General features: G+C 72.5%; 26 protein-coding genes and 2 pseudogenes. 15 read left to right on the forward strand and 13 right to left on the reverse strand.

Features of this window, described 5'->3' with window-relative positions; translation table 11 throughout:
* From LNK82_RS22315 to LNK82_RS22370, 12 genes and pseudogenes are all read left to right on the forward strand, one after another.
* Complete coding sequence (locus LNK82_RS22315) at positions 1-459, forward strand: acyl-CoA thioesterase (RefSeq protein ID WP_230568990.1); 459 nt, start codon at positions 1-3, stop codon at positions 457-459.
* The gene (locus LNK82_RS22320) at positions 456-962 is read left to right on the forward strand and encodes a flavin reductase family protein (protein ID WP_230568991.1); all 507 of its coding nucleotides are present in this window, start codon (positions 456-458) and stop codon (positions 960-962) included. Before LNK82_RS22315 ends, LNK82_RS22320 begins: the two co-directional genes overlap by 4 nt.
* Positions 963-996: 34 nt before the next feature.
* Positions 997-2,019 (forward strand): SDR family NAD(P)-dependent oxidoreductase, encoded by a 1,023-nt coding sequence (locus LNK82_RS22325; protein ID WP_230568992.1) that lies wholly within the window; start codon positions 997-999, stop codon positions 2,017-2,019.
* A 65-nt stretch (positions 2,020-2,084) separates the two neighbouring features.
* Positions 2,085-3,623 carry an acyl-CoA carboxylase subunit beta gene (locus tag LNK82_RS22330; RefSeq protein ID WP_230569109.1) on the forward strand — a complete coding sequence of 513 codons (1,539 nt, stop codon included), beginning with the start codon at positions 2,085-2,087 and terminating at the stop codon, positions 3,621-3,623.
* A gap of 332 nt (positions 3,624-3,955) precedes the next feature.
* Positions 3,956-4,549, forward strand: a complete 594-nt coding sequence (locus LNK82_RS22335) for a hypothetical protein (protein ID WP_230568993.1) — start codon at positions 3,956-3,958, stop codon at positions 4,547-4,549.
* Between the two features lie 165 nt (positions 4,550-4,714).
* On the forward strand, positions 4,715-5,686 hold the full coding sequence (locus LNK82_RS22340; RefSeq protein WP_230568994.1) for a carotenoid oxygenase family protein: 972 nt from the start codon (positions 4,715-4,717) through the stop codon (positions 5,684-5,686).
* Positions 5,687-5,843: 157 nt separating this feature from the next.
* Entirely contained in the window at positions 5,844-6,389 is a 546-nt protein-coding gene (locus LNK82_RS22345; RefSeq protein WP_230568995.1) for a TetR/AcrR family transcriptional regulator, read from the forward strand.
* 181 nt (positions 6,390-6,570) lie between these two features.
* Entirely contained in the window at positions 6,571-8,670 is a 2,100-nt protein-coding gene (locus LNK82_RS22350) for an FAD/NAD(P)-binding protein (RefSeq protein ID WP_230568996.1), read from the forward strand.
* Between the two features lie 379 nt (positions 8,671-9,049).
* Positions 9,050-9,169, forward strand: a pseudogene (locus LNK82_RS47840) (PEP-utilizing enzyme); the annotation flags it as partial.
* Between the two features lie 6 nt (positions 9,170-9,175).
* Positions 9,176-10,174 (forward strand): putative PEP-binding protein, encoded by a 999-nt coding sequence (locus LNK82_RS22360; protein ID WP_230569110.1) that lies wholly within the window; start codon positions 9,176-9,178, stop codon positions 10,172-10,174.
* A gap of 144 nt (positions 10,175-10,318) precedes the next feature.
* A complete protein-coding gene (lexA, locus tag LNK82_RS22365) occupies positions 10,319-10,978 on the forward strand; it encodes a transcriptional repressor LexA (protein ID WP_230568997.1) in 660 nt (219 codons plus the stop codon).
* 151 nt (positions 10,979-11,129) lie between these two features.
* Positions 11,130-11,552 (forward strand): DUF6292 family protein, encoded by a 423-nt coding sequence (locus LNK82_RS22370; protein ID WP_230568998.1) that lies wholly within the window; start codon positions 11,130-11,132, stop codon positions 11,550-11,552.
* Positions 11,553-11,558: 6 nt separating this feature from the next.
* On the opposite strand, the gene LNK82_RS22375 is transcribed toward LNK82_RS22370, so the two are convergent.
* The 3 genes from LNK82_RS22375 to LNK82_RS22385 form a co-directional block, all read right to left on the reverse strand.
* Positions 11,559-11,789 (reverse strand): hypothetical protein, encoded by a 231-nt coding sequence (locus LNK82_RS22375; RefSeq protein ID WP_230568999.1) that lies wholly within the window; start codon positions 11,787-11,789, stop codon positions 11,559-11,561.
* 92 nt (positions 11,790-11,881) lie between these two features.
* Positions 11,882-12,292: an STAS domain-containing protein gene (locus LNK82_RS22380; RefSeq protein ID WP_230569000.1), complete on the reverse strand. Its 411-nt coding sequence runs from the start codon at positions 12,290-12,292 to the stop codon at positions 11,882-11,884.
* Positions 12,293-12,377: 85 nt separating this feature from the next.
* Complete coding sequence (locus LNK82_RS22385) at positions 12,378-13,007, reverse strand: hypothetical protein (protein WP_230569001.1); 630 nt, start codon at positions 13,005-13,007, stop codon at positions 12,378-12,380.
* Between the two features lie 42 nt (positions 13,008-13,049).
* Between LNK82_RS22385 and LNK82_RS22390 the strand changes: the two genes are divergently transcribed.
* A complete protein-coding gene (locus LNK82_RS22390) occupies positions 13,050-13,781 on the forward strand; it encodes a MerR family transcriptional regulator (RefSeq protein WP_230569002.1) in 732 nt (243 codons plus the stop codon).
* A 32-nt stretch (positions 13,782-13,813) separates the two neighbouring features.
* Here LNK82_RS22390 and LNK82_RS22395 read toward each other — a convergent pair whose 3' ends face one another.
* The 7 genes and pseudogenes from LNK82_RS22395 to LNK82_RS22425 all read right to left on the reverse strand — a co-directional run bounded on the left by LNK82_RS22395 (position 13,814) and on the right by LNK82_RS22425 (position 21,252).
* A complete protein-coding gene (locus tag LNK82_RS22395; protein ID WP_230569003.1) occupies positions 13,814-14,089 on the reverse strand; it encodes a hypothetical protein in 276 nt (91 codons plus the stop codon).
* 166 nt (positions 14,090-14,255) lie between these two features.
* Positions 14,256-15,188, reverse strand: coding sequence for a DUF6461 domain-containing protein (locus LNK82_RS22400; protein WP_230569004.1), 933 nt, complete (start codon positions 15,186-15,188; stop codon positions 14,256-14,258).
* A 48-nt stretch (positions 15,189-15,236) separates the two neighbouring features.
* Entirely contained in the window at positions 15,237-17,846 is a 2,610-nt protein-coding gene (locus LNK82_RS22405; RefSeq protein WP_230569005.1) for a CHAT domain-containing protein, read from the reverse strand.
* Positions 17,847-17,935: 89 nt separating this feature from the next.
* Complete coding sequence (locus tag LNK82_RS22410) at positions 17,936-18,154, reverse strand: hypothetical protein (protein WP_230569006.1); 219 nt, start codon at positions 18,152-18,154, stop codon at positions 17,936-17,938.
* A 286-nt stretch (positions 18,155-18,440) separates the two neighbouring features.
* The gene (locus tag LNK82_RS22415) at positions 18,441-19,673 is read right to left on the reverse strand and encodes a hypothetical protein (protein ID WP_230569007.1); all 1,233 of its coding nucleotides are present in this window, start codon (positions 19,671-19,673) and stop codon (positions 18,441-18,443) included.
* Positions 19,674-20,062: 389 nt separating this feature from the next.
* Positions 20,063-20,662: pseudogene (locus LNK82_RS22420) on the reverse strand (RNA polymerase sigma factor); the annotation flags it as partial.
* Between the two features lie 176 nt (positions 20,663-20,838).
* The gene (locus LNK82_RS22425; protein ID WP_230569008.1) at positions 20,839-21,252 is read right to left on the reverse strand and encodes a hypothetical protein; all 414 of its coding nucleotides are present in this window, start codon (positions 21,250-21,252) and stop codon (positions 20,839-20,841) included.
* A 108-nt stretch (positions 21,253-21,360) separates the two neighbouring features.
* On the opposite strand from LNK82_RS22425, the gene LNK82_RS22430 reads away from it, so the two are divergent.
* Positions 21,361-21,912: a hypothetical protein gene (locus LNK82_RS22430; RefSeq protein WP_230569009.1), complete on the forward strand. Its 552-nt coding sequence runs from the start codon at positions 21,361-21,363 to the stop codon at positions 21,910-21,912.
* A gap of 10 nt (positions 21,913-21,922) precedes the next feature.
* Here LNK82_RS22430 and LNK82_RS22435 read toward each other — a convergent pair whose 3' ends face one another.
* From LNK82_RS22435 to LNK82_RS22445, 3 genes are all read right to left on the reverse strand, one after another.
* Positions 21,923-23,506: a lipase family protein gene (locus LNK82_RS22435; protein WP_230569010.1), complete on the reverse strand. Its 1,584-nt coding sequence runs from the start codon at positions 23,504-23,506 to the stop codon at positions 21,923-21,925.
* 132 nt (positions 23,507-23,638) lie between these two features.
* Entirely contained in the window at positions 23,639-24,046 is a 408-nt protein-coding gene (locus tag LNK82_RS22440) for an STAS domain-containing protein (protein WP_230569011.1), read from the reverse strand.
* Between the two features lie 213 nt (positions 24,047-24,259).
* Positions 24,260-24,934, reverse strand: a complete 675-nt coding sequence (locus LNK82_RS22445) for a response regulator (protein ID WP_230569012.1) — start codon at positions 24,932-24,934, stop codon at positions 24,260-24,262.
* A gap of 109 nt (positions 24,935-25,043) precedes the next feature.
* Here LNK82_RS22445 and LNK82_RS22450 point away from each other — a divergent pair, with 109 nt between their 5' ends.
* On the forward strand, positions 25,044-26,231 hold the full coding sequence (locus LNK82_RS22450) for a PucR family transcriptional regulator (protein WP_230569013.1): 1,188 nt from the start codon (positions 25,044-25,046) through the stop codon (positions 26,229-26,231).
* The last annotated feature ends 27 nt before the right edge of the window (positions 26,232-26,258 follow it).

A 26,258-nucleotide genomic window follows, 5' to 3' on the forward strand; every position in this document is an offset into this window, starting at 1 on the left:
ATGACCGACTACTACGAGATCCGCCACACGGTCGGCTTCGAGGAGACCAACCTCGTCGGCAACGTGTACTACGTGAACTACCTGCGGTGGCAGGGGCGGTGCCGGGAGATGTTCCTGAAGGAGAAGGCGCCGAGCGTGCTGCAGGACCTCCAGGACGACCTCAAGCTGTTCACCCTCAAGGTGGAGTGCGAGTTCTTCTCCGAGATCACCCTCTTCGACGACCTGTCGGTGCGGATGCGGCTGGAGGAGCTGACCCAGACGCAGGTCCAGTTCAGCTTCGACTACGTCAAGGTCACCGGCGGCCAGGAGGTCCTGGTCGCCAAGGGCAGGCAGCGGATCGCTTGCATGCGCGGCCCGAACACCAACACGGTGCCTTCCCGGGTGCCCGAAGACCTGCGGAAGGCGCTGGCGCCCTACGCCGAGGCCCCGGCGCTGGCCCGCGCCGGGCTGGGGGGATGACGGACATGTACGAGGCGGCACCCACGATGGAGGAGACCTCGCTGCGGGACGCCATGTCCCTGTTCGCGACCGGGGTCACGGTGTTGACGGTCGGTGGCGAGCGCGCGCACGGCATGACGGCGAACTCGTTCACCTCGGTGTCCCTCGACCCGCCGCTGGTGCTCTGCTGCATCTCGCACTCGGCGGTGATGCACGACGCGATCGCCAACGCCAAGAGGTTCGGCGTGTCGATCATGGGCGCGGACCAGCGGGACACCGCGAAGTACTTCGCCGACAAGCGCCGGCCGCTCGGGCCGGAGCAGTTCGACGCGGTGGACTGGATCGAGGGGCCGCACACCGGCGCGCCGCTGCTGAACGGTTCGCTGGCCTGGCTGGAGTGCGAGCTGGTGCAGTTCTACGAGGGCGGGGACCATACGATCTTCGTGGGGCAGGTCCTCAGCTCCAGCCGCGGCGCGGACGCGTCGGCGCTGCTGTTCTACGGCAGCTCGTTCCACCAGGTCTGACCCGCGGGTCCGCCCGCTTCGGGAGGGAGTGCACATGCTGGTGACCGTCACCGGTGGTACCGGTTTCGTCGGCTCGCACACGGTGGCGGAGCTCGTGCGCGCCGGCCACCGGGTCCGGCTGCTGGTCCGGGATCCGGACCGGGTGGACGCCGCCACGCGACCGCTGGAGGTGCCGCCCGACGCCGTGGACGTCGTCGTCGGCGACGTGACCGACGAGCGGTCGGTCGACGCGGCGGTGCGCGGCGCGGACGCGGTGGTCCACGCGGCGTCGGTGTACTCGTTCGACCGGCGCAGGCGGGCGGAGATGCTGCGGACCAACGCACACGGCACGGAGGTGGTGCTCTCCGCCGCCCGCCGTGCCGGTGCGGGCCGCATCGTCCACGTGTCGAGCATCGCGGCGCTGTTCGGGCCCGGTGTGCGGGTGATCCGCGAGCAGTCGCCGGTCGGCACGACCCGGGAGCCGTACGCGGCGACCAAGGCCGCGTCGGAAGCCATCGCGCGGCGGCACCAGGAGGAGGGGGCGCCGGTGGTCGTCAGCTACCCGCCGCCCCTCCTGGGGCCGCACGACCCGAAGCTCGGCGACCAGGTGGAGCGGCTGCGCAACACGTTGCGCGGGATCATGCCGATGTGGCCCTCGGGCGGGCTGCAGATCGGCGACGTCCGGGACACGGCGGCGCTGCACGCGGCGCTGCTGTCCCCGGACGTGACGGCATCCGATCCCGTCGGTCGGCACTTCGGGCCCGGGCACTACCTGACGATCAGGGAGTACCTCGACGGGATCAGGAAGGCCACCGGGCGCGCGTTGCCGGCGGTCTTCCTGCCCGCCGCGATGATGACGCCCGTGGGGCGGCTCGTCGACCTGGTGCAACCCTTCTGGCCGTGGCACATCCCCGCCGAGTACGGCGCGATCGCCACGGTCGGCGCGGCGGTCCGGGTCGACCCGGCCGCGAGCACGCTCGACCTCAAACCCCGTCCGTTCGCCGACACGGTCACCGACACGGTGCGGTGGCTCGCCGACACCGGTGCGGTGACCGATCGCCAGGCAGGCCGACGATGACCACTTCAGGGATCGACCAAGTCAACGGGCACTCGGACTTCCGGCCCGAACTGCCCATCCGCACGATGGACCTGTTGCGGGAGCGCAACGACGACCTGCGCGACCGCGCGGTGTCCAACGCCGAAGCGGTGCGCCGGCAGCGCTCGCTCGGCAAGCACACGGCGCGCGAGCGCCTGGACATGCTGCTGGACCCGGGTTCGTTCACCGAGATCGAGCTCTACCGGCGGCACCAGGCGCACGGCCTGAAGGTGTCCGAGCACCGCCCGCACACCGACGGCGTGGTGGCGGGCTCGGGCACCATCGAAGGGCGGCGCGTGTTCGTCTACGCGCAGGACTTCACCATCTTCGGCGGTTCGCTCGGCCAGGCGCACGCGGCGAAGATCCACAAGGTGATGGACATGGCCATCGACACTGGTTCGCCGATCATCGCGTTGAACGACAGCGGCGGCGCGCGCATCCAGGAAGGCGTGATGGCGCTCGACGGCTACGGCGGCATCTTCCGCCGCCAGGTCGAGGCGTCCGGCGTCATCCCGCAGATCGCGGTGGTGCTCGGTCCGTCCGCGGGCGGCGCGGCGTACTCGCCCGCGTTGGCCGACTTCACGTTCATGGTGCGCGGCACCGCGCAGATGTACCTGACCGGTCCCGACGTGGTGCAGGCCGTGTCGGGGGAGAAGGTCACGCACGACGAGCTGGGCGGCGCGGCGGTGCACGGCGAGCTGTCGGGTGTGGCGTCGTTCGTGCACGACGACGAGGAGTCGTGCCTGGAGGACGTCCGCTACCTGGTGTCGATGCTGCCGTCGAACAACCTGGAGTCACCGCCCGCTCTCGGGGCCGTCGGCGCGGTGGACGACGTGCGGCCGGAGTTCGCCTCGATCGTGCCGGTCGAGCCGAACAAGCCCTATGACATGCGCACGCTCATCGAGGAGCTGGTGGACGACGGGGAGTTCCTCGAAGTCCACGAGGGGTGGGCGCGCAACGTGGTGGTGGCGTTCGGGCGGATCGACGGCGCGGTCGTCGGGCTGGTCGGCAACCAGCCGCTGGTGTTCGCGGGCGTGCTCGACATCGAGGCGTCCCAGAAGGCGGCGCGGTTCGTGCGGTTCTGCGACGCGTTCGGCATCCCGCTCGTGTCCCTTGTGGACGTTCCAGGCTTCCTGCCGGGCACGGCGCAGGAGCACGCGGGCGTGATCCGGCACGGTGCGAAGCTGCTGTACGCCTACTGCGAGGCGTCCGTGCCGCGCATCCAGGTGATCGTGCGCAAGGCGTACGGCGGCGCGTACATCGTGATGGACTCCCGGTCCATCGGGACGGACCTGGCGCTGGCCTGGCCGACCAACGAGATCGCGGTGATGGGCGCGGAAGGCGCGGTGAACGTCATCTTCCGCAAGGAGTTGGCCGCGGCGGCCGACCCGGACGCGTTGCGGGCCGAGCTGCTGGCCGAGTACTCCGAACAGCTCGTGCACCCGTACTACGCGGCGGAGAGGGGCCTGGTGGACGACGTGATCGACCCGGCCCACACCCGGTCCGCGGTCGCCCGGGGCCTGGCGATGCTGCGCGACAAGCGTCGCCCGACGCCGGCGCGCAAGCACGGCAACGTGCCGCTGTAGCCCGCGGCACCTCCCGACGGCACCTCGTCCCACAGCGAGGTGCCGTTGCCGTGTCCGGGTTCAGCGCGGCCACGTGACCCCCGCGCTGGAGGTCTCGAACAGCACCCGGGCATTCCCGGCGCTCCCGGACCGCAGGCGGGAAGTCGCCCTCCACCGACGTGACGTCCGCGTGGTCTTCGCGGCTACGCAGCCCGTCCACGCTCGGGGGCTCGTCGTTGAACACCTCCTCGTCCGCCGGGCCGGGGAAGTCGGACAGCGAGACGGGTTCAGCTGCCGCTCGTCCCGGACGGTCTTCCGGCCAACGCCGCAGGGGTCCCGCCCGTCCCATGGACATGATCGACGAACGCGGACACATCGACGCGACACGGCTGCCCGAGGACGTCGTCGCGCTCATCGACGCCCTCGGCCCCGGCGAGAGCCTGGTCGTCACGCGAGAGGGCAGCCCGATCGCGACGGTCACCGCCGGACCGCGCGTGGACGCCGGGCCGGAGTCGGCGGTGCACGACGTGACCGTGGTCGCCACCGCGATGAAGCTGTCCAGGTCGGCCCGGGCGGCGCTGTCGGCCGCCCTCGGCGAGGACTACATCGTGCTCGACCTGCACGCGGCGCCGAAGACGGCCGACGTGGTGCTGGCGCCGGCGAGCAGCCCGCAGCTGATCGGCCTGCTCCGGTCGATGTTCCCGAAGGCCCGCGTCATCGTCGCCGAGGTCGAGGACGACGGCCTCGCGGTCAGCTACCACGGCCCGGTCCGGCGCATGCTCGACGCCGGCGCCGACGGCTACCTGACCTCGACCACCATCCCGCGCCTGGCGCGCCAACTCGACCACGACGTCACCAGGCGCCGCCAACTGGACGCAGGCGGCGGCACGAGGATCGGGATCGAGTCGTCCGCCGGCGCGCCCGACCCGCTGGGTGACCAGTTGTGACGGCCGGCCGGGCCACCGCGTCCCACGCGCCGGACGGGGGATTGGCGCAATAGGCCGTCCGGGTACACGTGCCGTGAGGGGCCGGATCGGCTTGACGGGGTTCCATAACGCCGCTATAAATAGTAGTAAGACAGTGTTATGGAATGTGGGGACGGGGTGGTTGGCGTGGTCGCGTCGGTGCGGGAGGTCGCGGAGGCGCTGGTGGTGCGTGGTGCGCTGCCCGCCGAGCTGGACGGTGCTCTGGTCTGGTCCGGCAAGTTCGGCGTGTCGGGTGTCCGGCTCGGGCGCGACGGCGCGCGGTGGTACCGCGGTCCGAGGCCGGCCGCGCTCGCGCCGGCGGACCTGCCCTCCGGCGCCACGATGGCCCGCCCGGTCTTCGACGGCGAGGTGTGGCACACGGCCATGTCGCACCCGGACCTGGGTTACGCCGAGCACGTCACGCTCGGCGACGACGGCGAGGTGCTGCGGGCGGAGCCCTTCCCGCTGGACGGCGCGCCGCGGATGCGCGCGGTCGGCGTGACGGACCGGTTCGTGGTCGTCTTCGACTCGGCCCCGTACTACAGCCGCGCCGCCGACCTCGTCGGCCTGCGCGACCCGTACTCCGGCCCGGCCACCGGCCCGACGCGCATCGGCCTGCTCGCCTACGGCCGGCCGCTCTGGTTCGAGGTGCCCGACGGCGAGGTGCTGTCCCTGGTCAACGCCTACGAGGACCTCGGTCGCGTGGTCGTGGACGCCGTCTGGGCGCCGGGCGTGCTGCGTCGCCACACGCTGGACCTCGCCACCGGTGGCGTGCGGCAGGTCGAGCTGCCCGCGATGGACGTCGGCGTCGTCGACGACCGCCTGGCGGGCCGCCGCCACCGCTTCGTGTTCGGCACGGCGGGCACCGCGATCGTCCGCCACGACGTGGCGCTGGGCTGCACGTGGCGCCGCGAGCTCGGCGCCACCCCCGGCCGGCCGGTGTTCGTGCCCGGCGGCGAGGACGAGGGCCAGGGCTGGGTGGTGGCCGTCGCGGGTGACGAGGTGCTGGTGCTGGACGCGGCCGACCTCGCCGGCCCGCCCGTCGCGGTGGTGCGCCTGCCGTTCGGGGTCGAGGCGTCGCGCCACACCACGTGGCTCGCGGGCCGCGGCGAGGGGTGAGCCGAAGCGGTGCGGTCGCCCGCACCGAGTGGATCTCTCGGGGAATAGTGGGGCCAGTGGTGCGGGAGTAGACTTTAGGGAACCGTCCCTAGCATGGCGATGGCGAGGGGAACCCGTGCATCGAACCGCTGCTGAGACCCGGTCCCACGTACTGCGAGTGGCCGGGGACCTGTTCTACCTGAGGGGTATCCGCGCCACGGGCGTCGACCTCGTCGCGGCCGAGGCCGGGGTCGCGCCGACCACCCTCTACCGCCTGTTCGCGTCCAAGGACGACCTCGTCGGCGCCTACGTCGAGCGCGCCGACCTCGAGTTCCGCGCCCAGTTCACCGCCGCGGTCGAGGGGGCGGGCCCCGATCCGCGCGACCAGATCCTCGCGGTGTTCGACATCGTGCTCGGCGAGCTCTCCTCGGACACGTTCCGCGGTTGCAAGTTCCTCATCTCGATGGCCGAGTTCCCGGAGCCCGAGCTGCCCGCGCACCACAACGCCCTCGTGGCGAAGTCGTGGACCAGGGAGCGGATGCGCGAGCTGACCGACAAGCTCGAGGTCGAGGACCCGGACGCGCTGGCCGACCAGTTGATGCTGGTCTTCGAGGGCCTGCACGCGTCGGGCCAGTCGTTCGGCCCGGACGGTCCCGCCAAGCGGGGACGGGGTCTGGCCGAAGCCCTGCTGACGTCCGCCGCGCCGCGGTCGAGCGGCTCCTGACGCCTGCCCCTTCCCGCCCGTCGTGAGAGGTCGTCGACGCACGCCGTCGGCGGCCTCCGCTGCTTTCTCCGCACTTCTGCGGATTCGCCGTGCGCGGGTCGTGCCGAGAATTGTCAAGCCCACCTGCGGGAATAGCTTCGGGAATGCGCGGACATCCATCCTGGTCGACCCCGGTGCGGCCTTGGCGTCGGGCGCGGCGGTGATCGTCGCGTCGAACGCGTCGAACGTCCGGCGCGGCCAAGCGAAATTCCGAGGAACGATTGGGTCACGCGGCACTCGCGGCATGTCCACCTCGCATGATCGACGGTATTCTACTTGCCGATCACCCAATGCGCGGTCTGCACCGGCGCGGCTTCGGCCGCGCCGGTCCGGACTTCGGCGGGTAGCGCCGGAGGGAAACAGAGGTGGCATGGTGAAAAGCTCGGACCGGTTCCGCCGGGTGGTCGTCGTCGGAGCGGGTCTGGCCGGCACCGCGACCACCATCCGATTTCTCCGGTTCGCCCGCGAGCCTTTGGAGGTGGTCCTGGTGGAACGCCGTCCGGACTACCGCAACTCCGGCGTGGCGTACCAGCGCGAGAGCAACCACTGGCACCACGTGTTCAACATCCAGGCGGGCCGCATGTCGGCATTCCGCGAGGACGTCGACGACTTCATCCGCTGGGCCAACCACGAGGCCGACCGGTCGGACTGGCCGGGGGACTGGCGCGACTTCGAGTTCACCGAGTCCGGTCCCGCGCCGCGCCGGATCTACCAGGACTACCTGGAGAGCCGCCTCGCCGAGGCCGTCCGCGAGGCGGCGGCGGGCGTGAGGCTGGTCGAGGTCGACGGGGAAGCGGTCGACGTGGAGGTCTTCGGGGACCACGCGCACGTCGTGGTGGAGGGCTTTGTCGACCTGCCCGACGGCGCCGGGAGCGGGCCGGTGGTCCTCAAGGCCGACCACGTCGTGCTCGCCACCGGGTTGGAGACGAAGTACCCGGCGTTCGCGGCCGAGGTGCTGGAGCACCCGGCGTTCGTGCGCAGCCCGTATTCCAAGAGCGGTATCGAGCGGTTGCTCGACGTGCGCAAGGACGGCGTCGTGGCCATCGTCGGCACGCTGCTCAGCGCGTACGACTCCGCGACGCTGTTGTTGCGCCAGGGGCACGAGGGCCGGATCCACATGATCTCCGGTTCCGGGCTGACGCCCCGCACCTATCCGCCGGACCACCGGCACCAGGTCCTCGAGTTACCGGCGCCGCAATTACTCGGTGACCACTACGAAGGGCGGGAAGAATTCGTCCGCCGGTTCCGGGAGGAATGGGACCGCGCCTGCGCGATCCTCACCCGTGAGCATCCCGAAGTATCTCCGGTCGTGGTGACCGAACGGGTCGCCAAGTCGTGGGAGCCCTATCTGCCCGCGATCCTGGAGCGAATTCCCACGGACGAGCTCCGCGCGCTGCTCGACAGCTACGGGAGCCTCTTGGCCGTGCTTCGGGTCAGCGCAATGGCTTATACCACGAATATCGTCGACGCGGCCATGGGCGAAGGCGGGCAGATCGTGCTCACCACCGGCCGAGTGCAGCAGATCCGGGCGACCGGAACGGGCACGCTCGTCCTGTCCGTCGCGGGGCAGGGCACGACGCGGACGATCGAGGCGGACCTCGTCGTCTCGAATTTCGGGCGCGAGACGAACTACGAGCGCGCCGACTCGGCGCTGTGGTCGAACCTGCTGCGGAAGGGAATCGCCGTCCCGCACCGGCGCACCGGGCGCGGTCTCGAAGTCGACCCCTGCGGCCGACTCCTCGGACCCGACGGCACGCCCTCCGGTCCCGTTTCCGTCGTCGGCAGCCCGCGCGAGGGCGACGAGATCATCCGGAACGGTCGGACCGGCGCGTTCACGTTCAACCTCGCCGCGATCAAGAACCACTCGGTGGAAGTCGCGGCCACCACGCTGCACCGGCTCGAATCGTGTTTCGACGAGAGCGCGGTCGCACTGGTCGGCGCGTTGACCGAAACGGCCGATCCCGAATTGCGCGAGGCCGTCTCGCATTCGGTCATGCTCGACGTCCGGCGAATGGCCACCCGCCGTCGCGACGACCGCCACTCGCTGGCCGCCCTGCTGGAGGAGTCCCTCCAGCGGGTCCGGGCCCTGATCACGCGCGACGACGCCACGCCGCCGACCGACCGCGCCCTGCGGTTCGCGGTGAGCTCGGCCGCCACGACGAAGCTGACGGACCTCTCCGTGACCCCGCGCGAACTCCGTTTCCTGCTCGGCCTCGAAGAGGCGGTGGAGCCGGTCGGCTGAACCGGGCCCCGCTCCACCATTCCTACGCGACCCCGACCCCGCCGACTACTCCGCGATTGCCCGGGAACCCCCGGCCGATACGGCACGAATGGACCACGACCTCGCACGAGAGAAGATGCCGCGCCGGTCGGCCGACTGCGAGGCTCGTGACCATGGTTCGTCGTGTTCGACGCAAACCCGGGGCCGACGTCGTGCGCCACGACGTCGGCCCCGAAGGTCGGCAGCCAGGCCGACTCGTCCGCCAGGTCCGCACATCGGCCGGAATCGGTAGGAGGGTGCTGTGAGCCCGCGCGAGATCCCAGGGGTTCTGCTCGTCGGTTCGCCGTCGACGAGTGTTCGCGGCATCGCCAATCACACCGGAAGACCCCTGCCCGGTTCCGTGCTCGTGGTCGAAGTGCTCGGCCCCGAGTTGTACGACACGATCGTGAAGTCGGCCGCCGTGGTCTGTTCCGGTGGCGGTCGGACCGGTCACATGGAATCCCTGTGCCGGTCGCGGGGAATTCCGGTGCTCCGGATTCCGCACGACGAGCTCGCCGGGCTGGTCGGCGAGGTGACCGTGCGGACCGACCGCGAGTCGGTGACCCTCGGCGATGCCGACGTCGCGGCGCAATCCGTGGAATACCCCACCGTCACCCCCGAAGACCTCCGCTCCGTCTGCGTCGTCATCGCGGACGCGACCGACATCCAGTCGACGAATGCGATCCAACCCCGCGTCGACCAGGTGACCTCGTTCTTCATCCGCGAGGAGTTCGTCTGCCTCTCGTCGGGGCTGAGCCCGCTCGACGCGCTCCGCGCGGGCATTCCCGAGGCCGAGCGCTACGGCGCCGCGATCGGCGCGGAGCTGTGCGCCATCGTCAAGGAACTCCTCCCGGGCCAACGCCTGGTGATGCGGCTGCTGGACCTCCGGTCCGACGACGCCGCGCAGATCACCAACGTGGTCGACGTCGACCACGAGTCCAACCCGGAGCTCGGCCTGCACGGCGCGCGGTGGCTGCTGCACGAGCCGCACTACCCGCACGCGTTCCGGGCCCTGCGCGCCTACGTGCGGGAACGGCTCGGGCCGGAAGTGGACCGGGTGAGCTTCGCGGTGCCGTTCATCAACGACGAGGACGAGTTCCTGCGCCTGCGGGACCGGCTGGAACTGCCCGACGACGTGCCGCTGTCGGTGTTCGTGGAGACCCCCGCCGCGGTCCACTCGGTGACCGGGTTCTGCCAGGCGGGCGCGAGCGAGATCTTCATGGGCACCAAGGACCTGACCCAGTTCTACCTCGCCGCGGACCGGGGCAACCACCGGGTCGCCTCCTCGTACCAGACGCGGCACCCGGCCGTCATGTCCGGGCTGCGCCAGTCCGTCGAGGCGGGCAGGCGGGCCGGGGTCCCGGTCCACGTGTTCGCGCTGGGGGCGGACGTGGGCTACTACTTCAAGCACCTGCCGACCGACCGGTTCATGATGTGCACGGCCGAACTGCGGCAACTCGCCGTGGAAGCCCACGAATCGCGGTGACGTGACGCGGCCGGAGTGGCCTCCGACGTCGACCGCCAGGTCGGAGGTCACTCCTTCGCCGTGCTCACGGGGTTTTCCGGGCGACCGGTCCGGTGACCCGATGCCTTCGCGCGGCCGTCGGCGCTCCGCTCTATCATCCCGCAGGTGACCGCCTACGACGATCTTGACGCCTTCGAGCACCTGGACACCTCGACCCTCCCGCCGCGCCAGCAGCGGATCCTCGTCGCGATCCGCGACTGGGTGGTCAGGCACGGGTACTCGCCGAGCACGCGGGAGATCGGCGACGCGGTCGGCCTGCGGTCGTCGTCCTCGGTGTCCAAGCACCTGGCGGCCTTGGAGGAGAGGGGTTTCCTGCGGCGCGGGGCCGCCGTGTCCCGCCCGATGGACGTGCGCCTGTTCCTGCACGAGCCGTCGACGCGGCAGTCCGCCGACTCGGTGCCCGTGCCGGTGGTCGGCCACATCGCGGCCGGCACGCCCATCGCGGCCGAGGAGCACGTGGACGACGTCCTGACCCTGCCGCGCGAGCTGACCGGTCGCGGCGCCGTGTTCGGCCTGCGGGTGCGCGGCGACTCTATGGTCGACGCGGCGATCTGCGACGGCGACATCGTCGTGGTGAAGCAGCAGCCCGAGGCGCACTCGGGCCAGATCGTGGCCGCGATGATCGACGGCGAGGCGACCGTGAAGGTCTACCGGCGTCGCAACGGCCACGTGCTGCTGGAGCCGCGCAACCCGGCCTACGACGTCATCGACGGCGACCGGGCCGAGGTCCTCGGTGTCGTCGTCTCGGTGCTGCGCAGCGTCTGAAACCTCGCGCTACGACGATCAGCGGACACTCGACGTCACCACGTGTCATCCGAATGGCCTAATGCCCTCGGTCGTCGAGTGGATGCAGACTGGGCCCAATTGAGATGGCGCACCTGCCGCGGCGGTGCCCGTCGCGGGGTGGAGGTCGTCGATGGTCGGGATCGAGGCGGACGGCCCGGAGGACCGGGGCCTGCGGCAGTACCTGCGGCTGATCGCCAGGAGGCTGGGCGTCGACCTGGAGTCGTGCTGGTACGAGTGCGCGCCGGACGCCACGGCCTACATCGCCCTCGACCAGCGGGTGCCGCGGCACCCGGACAAGGACCTGGCGCTGGTGTGGGACGAGCACACCGGGTGGTGCGCGGGGATCGAGGTCGGCCGGGGAGCGGACCTGGTCGCGTTGACCTACCTCGGCCCGCCGGTGCTGCCGTCGCCGGAGGCGGTCACGGTGTTCGTCTCGGACCTGGTCGCCGGCCGCCGCCCGGGCCGGTCCGTGCCGCCCGCCATGCCGATCGAGGACCACCTGGCCGACCTGCTGGTCGAGTACGCGGACCGCGCGCCCGTGAAGGCGCTCTGAGTCCGTTCAGTCGGCGGGACCGCGCAGCGTCAGCACGACCCGGAGCACGTGCTCGACCGCGGACGGGAACGCCGCGCCCCGCAGCTCGCCGCGCGTGGCGAGGTTCCGCGAGGCGAACTCCAGCATGCGGTCGTGACCGACCCGGCGGACCACGAGCGCGGCGATCTCCTCCAGGTCGAGCCCGGGGTTGTCCAGTCGGGTCAGGGCGAACTCGACCACGAGCTCCTCGTCCGTCATGACCGGCTCCCTCCGCTCCTTCGAGCGTAGTCGAGCCGGGGGCCGGTGGACTTCTTCGTGCCGGCGGTTCCGATTGCTGGGCCGGGGTGGTCTCACGACGACCACCACGAGAACCCGGTGTCGGTCTCCTGCCCGGACGGGGCGCGCACCGAGGCCAGCGCCTCGTCCTGGGTGCGGTGCAGCCGCAGCAGGTCTTCGGTGTCGGTCATGCGGATCGGTCGCGCCACCGTGCGCCTGCCCGCCACCACGGCGAACCCGGCGCCCACCACGTCGGCGCGCTGGCGTGCCTCCACCAGCACCGCGATGCCCATCGACCCGAAGAACCCCACGTCGCCCAGGTCGACCACCAACGCGGACGCCCGGCCGTTGAGGCAGGTGAACAGCGCTTCGCGCACGTCGCGGAAGCTGTCGACGTCGAAGTCGCCGTGCACGGCGGCGATCACCACGCCGTCGTCACCCACGTCCTCGACCGTCACCGGCTGCTGATCGACATCCCCGTGCACGGCCGCTCCTCCACCCCGCTCCCCGGCTGCGACGCCGTCACCCACCATTACCCGCTCGACGCCCGACCGACACCGCCACTGGGACTCAGGGCGTGCGCCACCCGAGCTCCCGCCACCCGAGCACGCCGTACCAGACCAGGATCGGCAGGTGGAGCGCGTAGCCGACCTGCTCCAACGCCACCGACGGGCCGGCCACCCCGGTCGTCCAGGGCAGCACCGCGGCCACGAGACCGGACAGCGCGGCGAGCACCCCGGCACGGCGCAGACCGGCCGTCACGGGCAGGAGGAGGGCGGCGGCCGCGGTGGCCGCCACCCACAGCAGGCCGGCCAGGTCGACGGTCCACTTGGCCACGAGCAGGACCGCCCTGGCCACCTCGACGGCGGCGGGCTCGGCGGCCAGCTGGGTCGCCGCCAGGTTGCCCGCGTCGTGGAGCAGGCCCGCCAGCCCCGCGCACGCGAGCAGCCCGGCCGGCAGCGTCGCGCCCCGCCGGGCGGCCATCGTGAGCGCGGCGGCGACGAGGGCCGTCCAGCCGATCACGTCGAGCCCCAGTTCGACCAGGTGCAACGCGGTCCGGTCGCGGATCGCGGCCAGCGCGGCGGCGGGTTCGGCCGGGTTCAGGGTCAACCCCGATGGCACGACGACGGCCGCACCGGCGACCATGGCCGTGAGGGCGGTCAACAGCAGGACACCGGTGAGCCGGTGAGTGGTGGTCATGGCAGGCGACCGTAGGAACCTGACGCAGGGGCAAGGTCAACCATGTGGCGCATCGGGCAGCTGGCGCGGATGGTCGGTGTCTCCGACCGCACCCTCCGCCACTACGACGAGATCGGGCTGCTGCGCCCGGCCGCCGTGGACCGCGCCACCGGCTACCGCTGGTACGGCGTGGCGGAGCTGACCCGGCTGGAACGCGTGCGCGGCCTGCGCCGCCTCGGGCTGCCGCTGCGGCAGATCGTCGACCTGGTCGACGCGCCCGACACCCACCTGCGCCAGGCGCTGACCGAGCGGGTGGACGCCCTGCGCCGCGACATCGCCGCCCTGTCCGAGGCCGTCGCCGCGGCCGAGGACCGCCTCGCCGTCCAGACCGCGATCCTGCCGCAGCGGACCACGGTGGCGGCACGTCGCGTGCGCGTCGAGCGCGTCGAGGTCGGCCACCCGTCCGAGCTGGGCGCCTGGTGCTCGACCACGGTGCTGACCTGGCTCGACCGCGACCCGACGAACCTCGCCCCGGTGACCGGCTTCGCGGCGGCCGTGGCGACGGAACGCGGCGGCGAGCCCCTGGTGCTGCCCGAGCGGACCGTCGTGCGCGCGGTGGCGCCGCCGACGTCGGGGGTCGTCCGCGCCGGGCGGGAACTGTTCGACTGGCTGCGCCGTCACCACCTGGCCGTCGACGGACCGACGGTGGAGGAGCACCTGGTCGACGGGGACGGCGACACTGCCACCGTGCTGGAGATCCCGGTGCGGCCCGCACCGGCCCGTCGGTCGAGGTAGGTGAACCTCCACAATGGACGTGGTGCGCGGGATCAGCTCTTGCACTCGTTGAACGTGATCACGTCGGTCTTCTTCTCCGCCTTCGCGCACGTGAAGAGAATTCCCTCGGTGCCTTCGAGCTTCGACGAGTACTCGACCTGTGCCGCGCGACCCGCCACGGTGCAACAGATGCCGACCGGACCCTTCGCCTCCGCCGGGTTGAGACCGGCGGCGATCAACGCGGCCTTGACATCGGCGTTGTACGCACTGGCGAATCCGCCGCATTCGGCCGCGTCGAGCCTCGGTGCGGGTGCGTGCGTGTCGGCCACGGCCGCCCGCCCCCGATCACCAGGCCGAACGCGCACAGCGTGACGAGTGCCCTGTGTCCCAAGCGTGTCATCAACCCAATCCTTCGTCGACCCTCGGTAGCGGCTTCCCCGGTACGTGGTGGCTGTCGAGCTGGACCGTCCATCCACAGAGGACTGAGACCGCCGGTCAGCGCGTGAGGTCGGGGCGCAGCGCCGCGCCCAGGGCGAGGGCGAGCCAGCCGAGGTCGTTGCCGCGGCGGCGTTCGGCGTCGGTCATCCGGTGGCGTCCGCCGTGGTCGTTGAGCGACCAACTGGCGCGTTGCGACTCGGTGAGCCAGGCGCGGACGTGCAGGCCGAGCGGGCTGTCCGGGGTGACGACGACGGGTTCCCCGCGTTCCGCCGCCGCCAGCGCCACGGCGAGGCCCGGGGTGTCGGCCAGGCCGTGCAGCCCGGTGAGCCGGCGCACCTCGGGCACGGCGTCGACGGGTTCGTCGCGACCGGGCCGGGAGGCCGGCCGCTTGCGCGCCTCGGTGAACCACGGCTCGATGTGCGCGCTGGTCAACGGGCCGGTCAGGGCGTCGAACGGGGGCAGCACGCCCGTGATGTGCTCGACCAACCGCAGGCTCTGTCCGATGGCCTCGTCGAACGAGGCATCGTCGTCCTCGTCCACGCTGAAGCCGAGGTCGAGCATCCGGGGGAGCAGGCGGTCGGGATCGGCGCCGTGCCGCCTGTGCGGGAACGTCGGGTCGAACTCGGTGACCAGTTCGCCGTCGACCGCGTAGCCGAACGCGGGGGACGCGTAGTCGTGCCGCAGCACGCACACCGCCTCGGTCCCGCGCGACACCGCCTCGACCAGGCTCGAACCCTCGAACCCGTTCGGCTCGAACACGACGGTCCACGTGCCGAGCGACAACGCGGACGCCACGGTGGGGTAGCCGTGGTCGAAGTCGTGCAGGTCCCCGATGTCGGCCACCGTCCGGGTCGCGACGGTGTCGGGCAGCCCGCCCATCCGGCGCAGCGCCTCGGTCTCGTCGACGCCCTTGACGAAGGTCAGGCAGAAGACCTCGGAGAGCACCCGCTCGTCACCGGGATACGCGTCCGCCCACGACACATCGCTCACACCAGCCCCCTGGAAGCCGCCGCAAAGCGCGTGAGCCTAGCAGCGGGCTCAACCGCTGCCGAGGCAGACGAACGGCCGCCGCAGCGGGTCGACCGCGATGGCGTCCGCCAGCGCCACGGCCGGTCGGGCGCCGGCGGCCAGGCTGCGGTGGTAGTCGTCCATCGCGGCGGCGCACGCCTGGTCGCCGACCCGGCTCAGCGGGGCCACCACCATCTGCGAACCGCTGGCGAGCAGGGCGCTGGCGAAGCCGAGGGGCTCGTCACCCGGCCGGATCCGGTTGAGGGCGAGTTCGCACGCGGCCAGCACGACCTGCCGGGGCGGGTGGGCGAGCCCCGCCATCTCGTGCGCGTAGAGCGGGCCGTCGCTCAGCTCCAGCCGGGAGAACAGGGCGTTCTCCGGCTCGTGGACGCCGTGCGCGGCCAGGTGCGCGATCCCCGCGCCGGCCAACGCCTCCAGCACCGTGGCGACCGACGCCTGCCGTCCCGACATCAACGCGGCGGTGGCGTAGTGCGCGCCCAGCTTGTCGATCTCACCGACGGCGGCGGGCAGGCCGGGTCCGCGCACCAGCACCGTCCGCCCGGCGGGCCCGCCCTCGGCGCGGTCCGCGGCCAGCCACGCGGTGGCCGAGGGCGCCACGACGGTCGGTCGTCCGCGCAGCGTCGGCAACACTCCCCACGGCACCGCGTACAGCGCGCCGGTCGGCACGACGACCAGCTCGCGTTCGCCGATGAGCTCGGCCAACGGCGCGAACAGCTGCGCGTCGAGCCGGTCGGCCTGCTTGCGCGCCGACACCGACATCACCCGCAGCAGCGGTTCCGGCAGGTGGTCGGGCGCCAGCGCGTTGAGGTCCGCGTTCAGCATCCGGGCGCTCTCCGCCGCCCGCTCGGCCGACCCGAGCCGGGCCAGCCGCACGTCGGAGCCGACCACGACCACCGCGACGAGGTCGTCCTCGGACGCCGCGAAGCTGACCAGGGCCCGGTCGCCGAGCCGTGCCACGACGTCGGTCAGCCCGGCGACCGGCCGCGGCCTGCCCCACCGGCCGGTGTGCCAGCCGAGGCGGTTGGCCTCGCGGAGGCGTTCGGTCCGGCGGGCGCGCAGCGCGGCGGTCGAGTGACCGTCGTGCTCGGCCTGGTGGATCGACTGGGTGAGGCTGCGCACCTCGGCGATCCGCTCGGCCAGCTCGGGGTTGTCGACGCGGGTCAGCGCCTCGTAGCGGTAGGTCTGGGCGCGCGTGCGCTCCAACCAGGAGAACAGCCGGCGCGCGTTGCCGCCGTCGAGCACCAGCCGGACGGCCAGCTCGGCCAGCTCCCGGCCGTGCAGCGCGGTCCCCGACAGCAGGTCGAGACCGCCCATCCGGTCGCGCACGTGGTCGAGGTCCGTCAGGCCGGCCCGGATCTCGGCGAGCGCGACGCCCCGTCGACCGCGGGCGACGGCGAGCTCGGCCCGGCACAGCCGGCGCAGCATGCGGTAGTCGATCGGGGCGAGCTTGCCGGGCCGGGGCACCCGGTCGAGGATGGCCTCCGCCGCGCCGACGTCGCCGCGGCGGATCTCCAGCCGCGCGGCGAGCATCCGGGCCAGAGCCGCCTGCTCGGCCAGCCGCGGCACGGGCAGCGAGTCGGCGAAGTCCACCGCCCGCCTGGACAGCGACCGGGACACCCGGCCGGACCGCAGCGCCAGCCGGGTGTCCACGCGCAGCCCGATCAGGGTCGCGTTCGCGACGCACGTCTCGCAGCCCCAGCGCCGCATCCGCTGCCGCGCGGACGAGGCCATGGCGCGCGCCAGGTCGAGGTCGTCGGTCATGTACGCGGCCGCGGCCCGGTACAGCTCCACGTTGCCCAGGTACCGGGGCACGCCGCGCTCGGCGCGCAGCAGGGTCAGCACGGTGTCGAGTTGGCTGCCGGCCTCGTCCGCGAGCCCGGCGGCCATCAACGCCTGCCCGCGGTGCAGGCCGAGCAGGACCGGCACGTCCAGGCCCTCCTCGCGGTAGGAGCGCTCGCTCGCCTCGTAGCGCCGCAGGGACGCCGGCACGTCGCCGACCCGCAACTCCAGGAGCCCGAGTGCGAAGCTCGCGTCGGCCGCCCGGCTCGGCAGGCCGTGCTCGGTCGCCAACGCGAGCGCCCTGGTCAGGTCCTGTCGTCCTTGAGCGATCGATCCCAGCCTCGTGTGCGCGGTACCCCTGCTCCACAGCGACTTCACGATCAGCTCGAACAACGCGGGCGTGGGCTCACCGGACGCGAGCCTGCGCTCGTAGTTCTCCAGCGCGGAGTCGAAGAGGGGGATCGCGTCCTCGATCAACCCCGCGTTGAGCAGCAGCAGTCCGCGGTTGTGCTCGACGCCCCCGCGCAGTTCGTCCTTCACCAGCGGATCCGCCACGTCCTCGACCAGCAGCCGCACCCGGGCCAGCCCGTCCAGGCCCGCGGCCGGGCCGGAGGTCTCCGCCTCCAGCGCCGCCAGCGTCGAGGACAACCGGATCCGCGTCACGTGCCACTCCGCCCGGGTGGCCGGATCGGTGGGATCGACCGCGTCCGCCAGGCTCTGCCCGCGTCGCAGCAGGCGTACCGCATCGCGATGCCGTCCGGCGCACGACGCGTCCACTCCGCGGCGGTGCAGTTCGCGCGCTTCACGGATGACAGCGGTCTCGTCGCGGGCAACGGTCACGGGCACCTGTCCATGACATCACAGAACGCAGCCGAAAGACGTCCGCCGGCCAGGAGATCCGGCCGGCGGACGTCATGACGTTTGACAGGTCAGCGCGTCGGCGCCTTCGTCACGCAACCACCACTCACGCACCGCGGCGACAGCTCGCCGTTCTCGTACGTGTGCTCGTGGTCGTGGCCGTTGTGCCCGTGCTGGTCCTGCCCGGTTTCCGGCGTGACCGGAGTCGTGGTCCCGCCCTGGTGGACGTTCTCGACGGTCTCGACGTTCTCGTCCACGAAGTCGTTCTTGGTCTCGATGGGCGTCGACAAAACGATCTCCCTCCCCTGATGATCTGTCTTGGCCGTGCCTAGCGACTCATGTGATTGCTCTGAGTCAAGTTCGGCGGACCCCTCGTACCGCTCGAACAGGGCAATAGTGGCACAACGGCTTAACGAGGTAGAGGGAATTTCGCACATTGGGTAGGCAATCCGCCGTTGTCGTGCGTAAACGCCCGCAACTGTCACCCATTCAGGTAACGCACCACGGCGGTAGTTCGATCACCGAGGCCGACGACAGCGGCAGGTGTGCCGATTCGTCGGTGGCCGATACCGGGCCTCAGCGGGCCGCCAGGTGCACGTCGATGCCGCGGTGCAGCGAGAAGACCAGGCCGAGCGGGTTGCGGTGCTCGTCCAGGAACGCGCGGGCGAGGTCGCGGACGACGTCGCCCAGCCTGGTGCCGGGCACCAGGAAGGCCTCGAACAGCCGCGTGGCGTACTCGCGGGCGAACGCGCGCGGCAGGTCGACCTGGGGCGCGACCAGGCAGCGCGCGCCCCGGAGCAGCAGGTGGTGGCCGAACGCCGGGTAGAACGCCGACGCGCCCTCGCCCGCGCCGACGACCACCACCGGCCTGCTCGCCAGCCCCGTCGCCAGCCAGGAGACCAGTTCGGCGCTGTCGATCTCCTCACCGTCGCCCAGCACGAGGCACGCCCGCCGGTCGTCCTCGTCCACCCGCCCGCGGCAGCCGAAGTAGACGACGTCGTCGGCGAAGCCCGGGCTCCGCAGGGCGTCGGCGAGCTCGGCCTTGGTGGTGCGGACCGTCGTGGCGGCCCTGGCGGAGAGGAACCCGATCAACGGGCGGACGCACGGCGTCGGGGGGTGGTCGCCGTCGACCCCCTCGTCGACGTTCATGCCCACGGTGAGGCCGGAGCCCTTGACCGGGATCCGGCTGTCGAAGCCGGGTGAGCGGGAGAAGTTGTGCTCGACCAGGTGGCGGTAGCCCCAGAAACCACGCGGATCCCAGCGGTAGTCGTCGTCCCACACCGAGCCGTGGTCGTCGAGCGGGACGTAGAGCAGGCCCCACGGCACGAACAGGTCGTCGGACTCGACGGTGACGACGTGCTCGCCGGTGCGCAGCGCCGCGAGGAGGAGGTCGCAGACCTCCTTGAGCCCGGCGTCGCCGTTGCGGAACAGCAGGGCGAACAGGTCGTGACCGGCGCGGGCGAGCGCCAGCGCCGCCTCGTCGACGTCCCGGCCCGCGAGGTCCCAGTCGTCCACGAACGGACGGCGGGTCGGCCGCACGCCCGGCTCGACGTGCTCGACCAGCCCGGCGCGCCACCGCGCGCGCAGGTCGCCGACACCCGCCTCCAACGCCGACGCGCCCAGGTGCACCCGCCCCTGGCAACCGCCGCCGTCCGGCCCGAACGCGCTGCCCCAGGCCTGGACGAGGTAGCCGTCGTCCAGGCGCGCGAACCGCAGGTGGATCGTGCGGTCGCGGTTGTCGCGCGTGTCCGGGACGGACCGGAGCCGGTCGCTGTGGTCGACCGTGACCGTGCTCGCCAGCTCGCGCATCAGGCCTCGGCCTCACCGACGGGCAGGTCGGCGCGGACCTCCTGGAGCAGGTGGCCGTCGCCGAGGTAGACCCGGAACACGAGTTCGAGCGTGCCCCGCTCGACCGGCACCACGCGGAACCGCACCGCGGCCGCGTCGAAGTCGTCGGGCAGCCGGAACACGCGGGTCAGGGGTTCGACGGTGGCGCCCTCGGCGTGCAGCAGCACGCGCACCACCTCGGGAACGGGCGGGGCGTCGTGCCCGGACGTCGTCAGGGCGTCCCGGACCACCGTGTAGCCGAACTCGACCTCCGCCGGCGCACCGACGACCACCGGCGCGCCGGAGCGCAACCGCACCCGCGGGTCGCGGGGCGGGTGCTGCGGCCGTGCGGGGGACGGCAGACCCGGCCACCCCGTCTCGGCGTCGAGGTGGGCGCGCAGCACGTCCAGGCAGCGGTTGCCGGTCGGGCCGGCGCTCCCGCGCGGTGCGGACAGGGCTCCGGCGACCGAGCGGTACTCGGCCCGGCCGGAGAGCGCGGTCAGGCGCAGGAGTTCCTGGCACCGCCGGGACAGGCGGCCGAACGCCCGCCACAGCCGGTGGTCCCGGTCGTCGAGCAGCACGGCGTCCTCGGGCAGGCCGTACTCGCCGACCAGCTCCGCGGACCCGTCGCTCACCGCCGCCGCACGGCGTGCCGGTGTCCAGGTCCGCTGGGCCTCGCGGCGCGTCGTGACGACGAGCCACGAAGCCAACGCGCGCGGGTCGGTCGGCCGTTCGAGGTCGCGCAGCAGCGAGAGCCAGACCGTCTGCACGACGTCCTCCGCCGTGGCGCGGTCCAGCCCGTTGCCCCGGGCGACGTGCCACACCAGCGGCGTGAGGTCCGCGATCAACGCGTCCAGCGCCCGGCGGTCGCCCTCGCGCGCGGCGATCAGGCAGGCGGCGTGCCGCTCCGCGCCCACCAACTCCGGCCAGTGGGGTTCGGGGTCGAATCCGGTCCGCTGTGTTCCGGGCAGTGCCACCACTCCCTTTTCCGGGGTGAACAACGCACGTTCGACCGCTACACCACCACGAGCGCGCGACAAGTTGCCCGCACTAGTGCGGTCGACAACTCCCGAGTTCCATCGGAAAGCCTTGTGGTGAACGCGAAAAGCCCCGCCCTCGGGAGCGAGGACGGGGCGGGGCGGAGGGGCTAGGGCTGGTCGGGCCGGTAGCAGTCCTCGAAGCCGTCGGGCTTGGGCTGGTTGCCCGCGAACGCGGTCACGACGTCCTGCTGCTTGAGGTTCTCGGGGTAGCCGGGCCAGTCCGGCTCCTGCCCGTTGACGTGCAGTTCGTCCAGCCAGTAGCCGGATTGCCCGGACACCTTCGCGAACTCCAGGTCGCAGCCCTTGACGCGCACCGTGACCTCGATGGTCTTCTGCGACGACTTGACCGTCCGCTTGCCGATCTTCTTGGACTTCTTCTCGGACTCGCTGCGCGGCTCGCCGACCGCGGTGAAGCCGGCGGCCTTCAGCTCGTCGACGAACTTGTCCTCGTTGCTGGAGCACCCGACCAGGGAAGCGCTCAACCCCAGTGCCAGCAGCACGGACGCGACCTTCGTGTTCATGCGCAAAGCAAACCCGGAGTGGCGAAACGTCCGCGCCCACCCCACCCAACCGTTACCGCGCCGTGACGTGGAACCGATCGCAACCGCCGGCCTCCTCGGCACGTCCCAGTGACCGTGACGACGCTGCCGCCCGCCAGGGGATCGAACGCGACGAGCCACGCCGAGCCGGGTGCGAACCGGGCCACGCGGTCGGGGGTGGTCCTCGTCGCGCTCCTCGCGCTGGTCACGGGGTGCTCGACCGCCGTGACCGGCGCCGGCTCCGGGGCGGTGACCACGACGGTCGAGGCGGAGCCGACCACCGAGCCGACCGCGGAGCCGACGACCGAGTCGACCCCGGAGCCGACTGCCGAGGCCGACCCCGTCCCGCTGCCGACGATCGACGAGGGCGCGCCCGCCCAGTACTGCGACGACCCGTTCCCCGGCGCGCTGGGCAAGCCCATGCTGGCCGTCGTCGTGGAGACGCCGTCGGGCCGGCTGACGTGCGACCAGGCCGCCGCGGTGCTGTTCGACTACTACGCCCGACGCCGCGACCCGACCCCGGGACTCGCGCCGCTGGTGATCGGCTCGATGACGTGCAACCAGGTCCCCGAACCGGCGCTGCCGCAGGTCGTGTGCGCGGACGAGGACAACCTCGTCTACTCGATGTGGCCGCAGACGTGACGCTGAGGGCTCAGAACCGCCCGAACAGCCACTGACCCGGCTTGTCCGGCGTCGGGTCCAGGCAGAACTCCCTGGTGGCGCGGATGATGTCGGCCGTCCCGACGGTGCCGCGGCGGTCGGCGTCGAGGCGTTCGAACAGGGTCCGGGCGTCGGGGTCGGGCAGGCCGCACCGGGTCATCAGGGTCAGGAACTCGTCGCGTTCCACCACGCCCGAGCCGTTCGCGTCGACCAGCGCCAGCACGGCCGCCGCGAGCGGGTGCAGCGTCCGGTCGAACGCGGTGTGCGCGGCGCGGCCCGCCCAGGCGAGGAACTCGGCCTTGCTGACGCGGCCGTCGTCGTCGGTGTCGGACTCGGCGGCCAGCGCGCGCCACAGGCCCCGGTAGCCGAGCCGGACGGCCATCGCGGCGGCCGAGCGGGGCGGGTGGCCGAACGACTGGACCAGGCGCAGCGCGAAGACCTCGTAGTCGTCGCGGCGCAGGTAGCCGTCGCCGGTCGCGTCCAGGAGGTCGAAGCGGACGGACGGCGTGGCCGGGGTGCGGGTGTGGCCGGTGACCTCGGCCGCCCAGTCCGTCGCGTCGGGGTGGGCGGCGGTGAGGATCGTGCCGTGGTCGGCCTCCGCGTACGTGGTGAGGTGGACCGTGCTGCCCGCGGTGGCGATGTCGTCGGCGAAGTCGTGGACCACGGCGGGCGGCACGATCTCGTCGAGCCCGGCCGCGGCGAGGAAGACCGGGCGGTCCAGGCGGGTGACCGGGACGCGGCACTCGTCCAGCACCCTGGCCACGTCGACGTGGCGGGTCAGGTCGGTCATGCCGGTCTCGTGGTTGGTGATCGTCCTGGTGGCGCGGAGCATCTCGACCAGGGACACGCGTTCGGCCAGGTCGACCAGGGTGAGGCCGCGCTCGGTGAGGAAGCCGTCGGCGAAGCCCGGGTACCGGGTGCGCATGCCGGCCAGGACGATCGGCACGAACGCGCACACGGGCCCGGCCGCGTCGCTGGTGCGGGTGGCGATCACGCGGACCAGGTGCACGGGTGGCGCGAGCGCGACCGTGCCGAGGAAGTCCAGCTCCGGCGCGTACTCCGTGGCGACCAGGGCGGTGAACAGCGCGGCGTGGCCGCCTTGCGAGAAGCCCGCGACGAGCCACCGGCGGTCGAGCGGGTGGTCGAGCCGCCGGGCGGCGCGGACGATGTCGATCACGTCGTCGGCCACCGCCTCGCCGTTGAGGTACGGGTGCGGGCCGGGGGTGGCGAGACCTTCGTAGTCGGTCGCGGTGACCGCGTAGCCGGACGCGAGCCAGGCGGCGATGTGCGCGCGTTCCAACCGGAGCAGGCCGGTGCGCGACGGCGCGGTGCGGTCGGACAGGCCGGTGGTGCCGTGCGCGTAGCTGACGACGGGCCAGCCGGCGGCGGGAGGCGTGCCTTCGGGGACGAACACCGACCCGGTGACGAGGCGGCCCCGGCCGTCGTGCCCGACGCCTTGGTAGAACACGCGGTACGCGGCCTCGGCGTGGTCCGGGCGGAACCGGCGCGGGAGCGGGTCGGCGCGGATCAGCGCGCCGGGTCGTCTGCCGGGTTCGGTGCCGGTGGGTGCGTTCATGTCACCCGGACGGTAGCGGCTGTCGGCTGACCGATCGGGTGAACTCCTGGTTCGCTCAACGTGGTCACCCGTGCGTTGGGCCGTCCCGACCGCAGGGGTACCGGTCGGGGGCCCGCACCGGCTCCGACCGGACTACCGGTTCGCCGCCCGGCGCGCCGACGGCACGTCGTCGTCCCGCAGCGCGGAGAGCGCGTCGGGCAGCGTGGGGTGGATGTCGACCGTCTGGCTCACGAGGGTGATCTCCAACGGGCGCAGGACGGCCCGCCGGTCGGTCGCCAGCGCCAGCGGCACGTTCAGGCGTTGTGCGCGCACGACCGCCTCCACCACCAACTGGATGCCGGCGGAGCCGAAGAAGTCGACTTCGGCGAGGTCGAGGACGAAGCCGGCGGGTCGTCGGTCCAGCTGGCCGGTGATGGCCGCCCGGACCGGCTGCTCGCAGGCCATGTCGATCTCACCGATGACCGCGACCACGGCGATGCCGTCGTGATCGGCGGTGCGGGTGCTCGTCAGGGGTGTGGATTCGGTGCGGGTCTCACTCACGGGGCACTCCTCGGTTGGTACCAGAACCAACAACCGAGCTTCTGCTCAACCCGATTCGTCGCTCCGCAACTGCGCGTGATGGCGGCTGGACATCGACCACGATACGACCCTGTCCGGGCAACCACAACCGCCCACCTGCGCCGACGTGCGCTGACCTGCGCCGATGCGGTCCGGGCGGGTAGCGGGGCCGCCGGTGCGTCGACGTGGCGGTGGTCAGGGGTCGAGGCGGTAGCCGGTGCCGCGGACGGTGAGCAGGAGGGTGGGGTCGTCGGGGTCGGTCTCGACCTTGCGGCGGAGTCGGCGGATGTGGACGTCGAGGAGCCGGGTGTCGCCGAAGTAGTCGTAGCCCCAGACGCGGTGCAGGAGTTGTTCGCGGGTGACGATCCGGCCGCCGGCGGAGGCGAGTTCGACGAGGAGCCGGAACTCGGTGCGGGTGAGGTGGATCTCGGTGCCGTCGCGGTGGACGGTGCCGGTGTCGGGGCTGATCCGCAGTGGTCCGGCCTGGAGCGCTTCGTGGTGCCGGCCGCCGCGGCGGCGCAGCAGGGCGCGGATGCGGGCGGCGAGGACGCTGGCGACGAGGGGCTTGGTGACGTAGTCGTCGGCGCCCGCTTCGAGTCCGGCGATGACGTCGGCGGCGTCGGTGCGGGCGGTGACGATGATGATGGGCAGGTCGCCGCGTGCGCGCAGGGTGCGGCAGACCTGCAGGCCGTCCACGCCGGGCAGCACGAGGTCGAGCAGGACGACGTCGGGTCGGGCGGTGGTGAGCAGGTCGAGCGCCTGCTCGCCGGAGACGGCGTCGGTGACGGCGAAGCCCTCGTCGGCGAGGGCGAGGCCGAGGGCCTGCCTGATGTGCTCGTCGTCCTCGACCAGCAGCACTGAGAAGTCCATGTCCCCCGCGATCCTGCCGCACGTCGTCCGCGCGTGCCCGGATCGCAAGCCGAACGCAAGGTTCACCCGCGCCGTCCCCGGGTCGACCGCGGTTGTCAGACTCCTCCGCATGGCACGAACCAGGCGGGCGGCACCCACGCCCGAGCACGGGGGCGACCCGTTGGCAGGGGTGGCGGAGACGGCCAGTCAGGACGCGCACGGCGTGCCCGCCGACCTCCTCAAGGGGTACCTGGAGGAACTGGACGAGGTCAGCACGACGAGGCGGCAGCTCCGGCCGGACCAGCTCCGGGTCCGCCGCGACGTCGGCGCCAGGGCGGCGGAGCGCGGCGTCACCCTGCACGGGGTGATCGACCTGCACCTGAGCGCCACCTGGCTGGCGTGGCGGTCGTTGTCCGGTGTGCTGCGGGCAACGGATGCCGACGCCGTCCGCGCCGCCGGCGAGGCGGTGTTCAAGGCCGCCGACGCGGCCGTCACGGCGATCGCCGAGGGCTACGAGGAAGCGCAGCGCTGGTCGGTGCGCCAGGAGGAGTCGTTCCGCCGGGAGTTCGTCGACGACCTGCTCGACGGGCGCAACCTCGGGCAGCTGGCCGAGCGGGCGGAGCGGTTCGGGCTCCGGCTGGCCGGCAGCAACGTCGTGGCGGCGGTCCGCTCGGCGCGCCCGGTGGTGGACGGCGGCGAGGTGGCCCGGGCCGTGGAGACGTCGCTGGGCCTGCGGCTGGACTCCCGCGGCGTGCTGGTCACCACCAAGGAGGGCCTGCTCGTCTGCGTCGCGCCCGGGACGATGACCGACGTGCCGGGCGAGTTCGTGCGCCAGGTGGCCGCGGTCCTGGGACCGGACGCCGGCTGGCGGGTCGGCCTCGGCCGCGCCCACTCCGGTCCCGGCGGCGTGGTCCGCTCGTTCGAGCAGGCGACCCACGCCCTGGACATCGCCGAACGGCTGCACCTGCCCGGACACCTGCACAAGGCCGCCGACCTGCTGGTCTACCAGGTGCTGCTGCGCGACAGCGCCGCGTTGGCCGACCTGGTGTCGGTCGTCCTGCAACCCCTCCGCGGCGCACGGGGCGGTGCCGGGCCGCTGCTGGACACGCTGTCGTCCTACTTCGCCAACGGCCAGGTGACGGCCGCCTGCGCACGCGAGCTGCACCTCGGCGTCCGCACGGTGACCTATCGCCTCCAGCGCGTCGCGGAGCTCACCGGGTACACCGTGGACGATCCGACCCAGGCGCTGTCGCTCCAGGTCGCGGTGCTCGGCGCGAAGCTGCTCGACTGGCCGTCGTCCGACGACCCGGCCCGGTGACGGCGGCCGGGGAGGGCGGCACGTCGA

Source organism: Saccharothrix luteola (assembly GCF_020859565.1).
Classification (GTDB): Bacteria; Actinomycetota; Actinomycetes; order Mycobacteriales; family Pseudonocardiaceae; genus Actinosynnema; species Actinosynnema luteola.

What these genes read in the sequence shown, in the direction of transcription:
- LNK82_RS22335 (WP_230568993.1), top strand. Translation starts at nt 3,956, where the DNA reads ATGATCGACGAACGCGGACACATCGACGCGACACGGCTGCCCGAGGAC.
- LNK82_RS22390 (WP_230569002.1), top strand. Translation starts at nt 13,050, where the DNA reads ATGTGGCGCATCGGGCAGCTGGCGCGGATGGTCGGTGTCTCCGACCGC.
- LNK82_RS22450 (WP_230569013.1), top strand. Translation starts at nt 25,044, where the DNA reads ATGGCACGAACCAGGCGGGCGGCACCCACGCCCGAGCACGGGGGCGAC.
- LNK82_RS22370 (WP_230568998.1), top strand. Translation starts at nt 11,130, where the DNA reads ATGGTCGGGATCGAGGCGGACGGCCCGGAGGACCGGGGCCTGCGGCAG.
- LNK82_RS22425 (WP_230569008.1), bottom strand. Translation starts at nt 21,252, where the DNA reads ATGAACACGAAGGTCGCGTCCGTGCTGCTGGCACTGGGGTTGAGCGCT.
- LNK82_RS22375 (WP_230568999.1), bottom strand. Translation starts at nt 11,789, where the DNA reads ATGACGGACGAGGAGCTCGTGGTCGAGTTCGCCCTGACCCGACTGGAC.
- LNK82_RS22385 (WP_230569001.1), bottom strand. Translation starts at nt 13,007, where the DNA reads ATGACCACCACTCACCGGCTCACCGGTGTCCTGCTGTTGACCGCCCTC.
- LNK82_RS22415 (WP_230569007.1), bottom strand. Translation starts at nt 19,673, where the DNA reads ATGCGCGAGCTGGCGAGCACGGTCACGGTCGACCACAGCGACCGGCTC.
- LNK82_RS22315 (WP_230568990.1), top strand. Translation starts at nt 1, where the DNA reads ATGACCGACTACTACGAGATCCGCCACACGGTCGGCTTCGAGGAGACC.
- LNK82_RS22445 (WP_230569012.1), bottom strand. Translation starts at nt 24,934, where the DNA reads ATGGACTTCTCAGTGCTGCTGGTCGAGGACGACGAGCACATCAGGCAG.
- LNK82_RS22320 (WP_230568991.1), top strand. Translation starts at nt 456, where the DNA reads ATGACGGACATGTACGAGGCGGCACCCACGATGGAGGAGACCTCGCTG.
- LNK82_RS22435 (WP_230569010.1), bottom strand. Translation starts at nt 23,506, where the DNA reads ATGAACGCACCCACCGGCACCGAACCCGGCAGACGACCCGGCGCGCTG.
- LNK82_RS22325 (WP_230568992.1), top strand. Translation starts at nt 997, where the DNA reads ATGCTGGTGACCGTCACCGGTGGTACCGGTTTCGTCGGCTCGCACACG.
- LNK82_RS22330 (WP_230569109.1), top strand. Translation starts at nt 2,085, where the DNA reads ATGGACCTGTTGCGGGAGCGCAACGACGACCTGCGCGACCGCGCGGTG.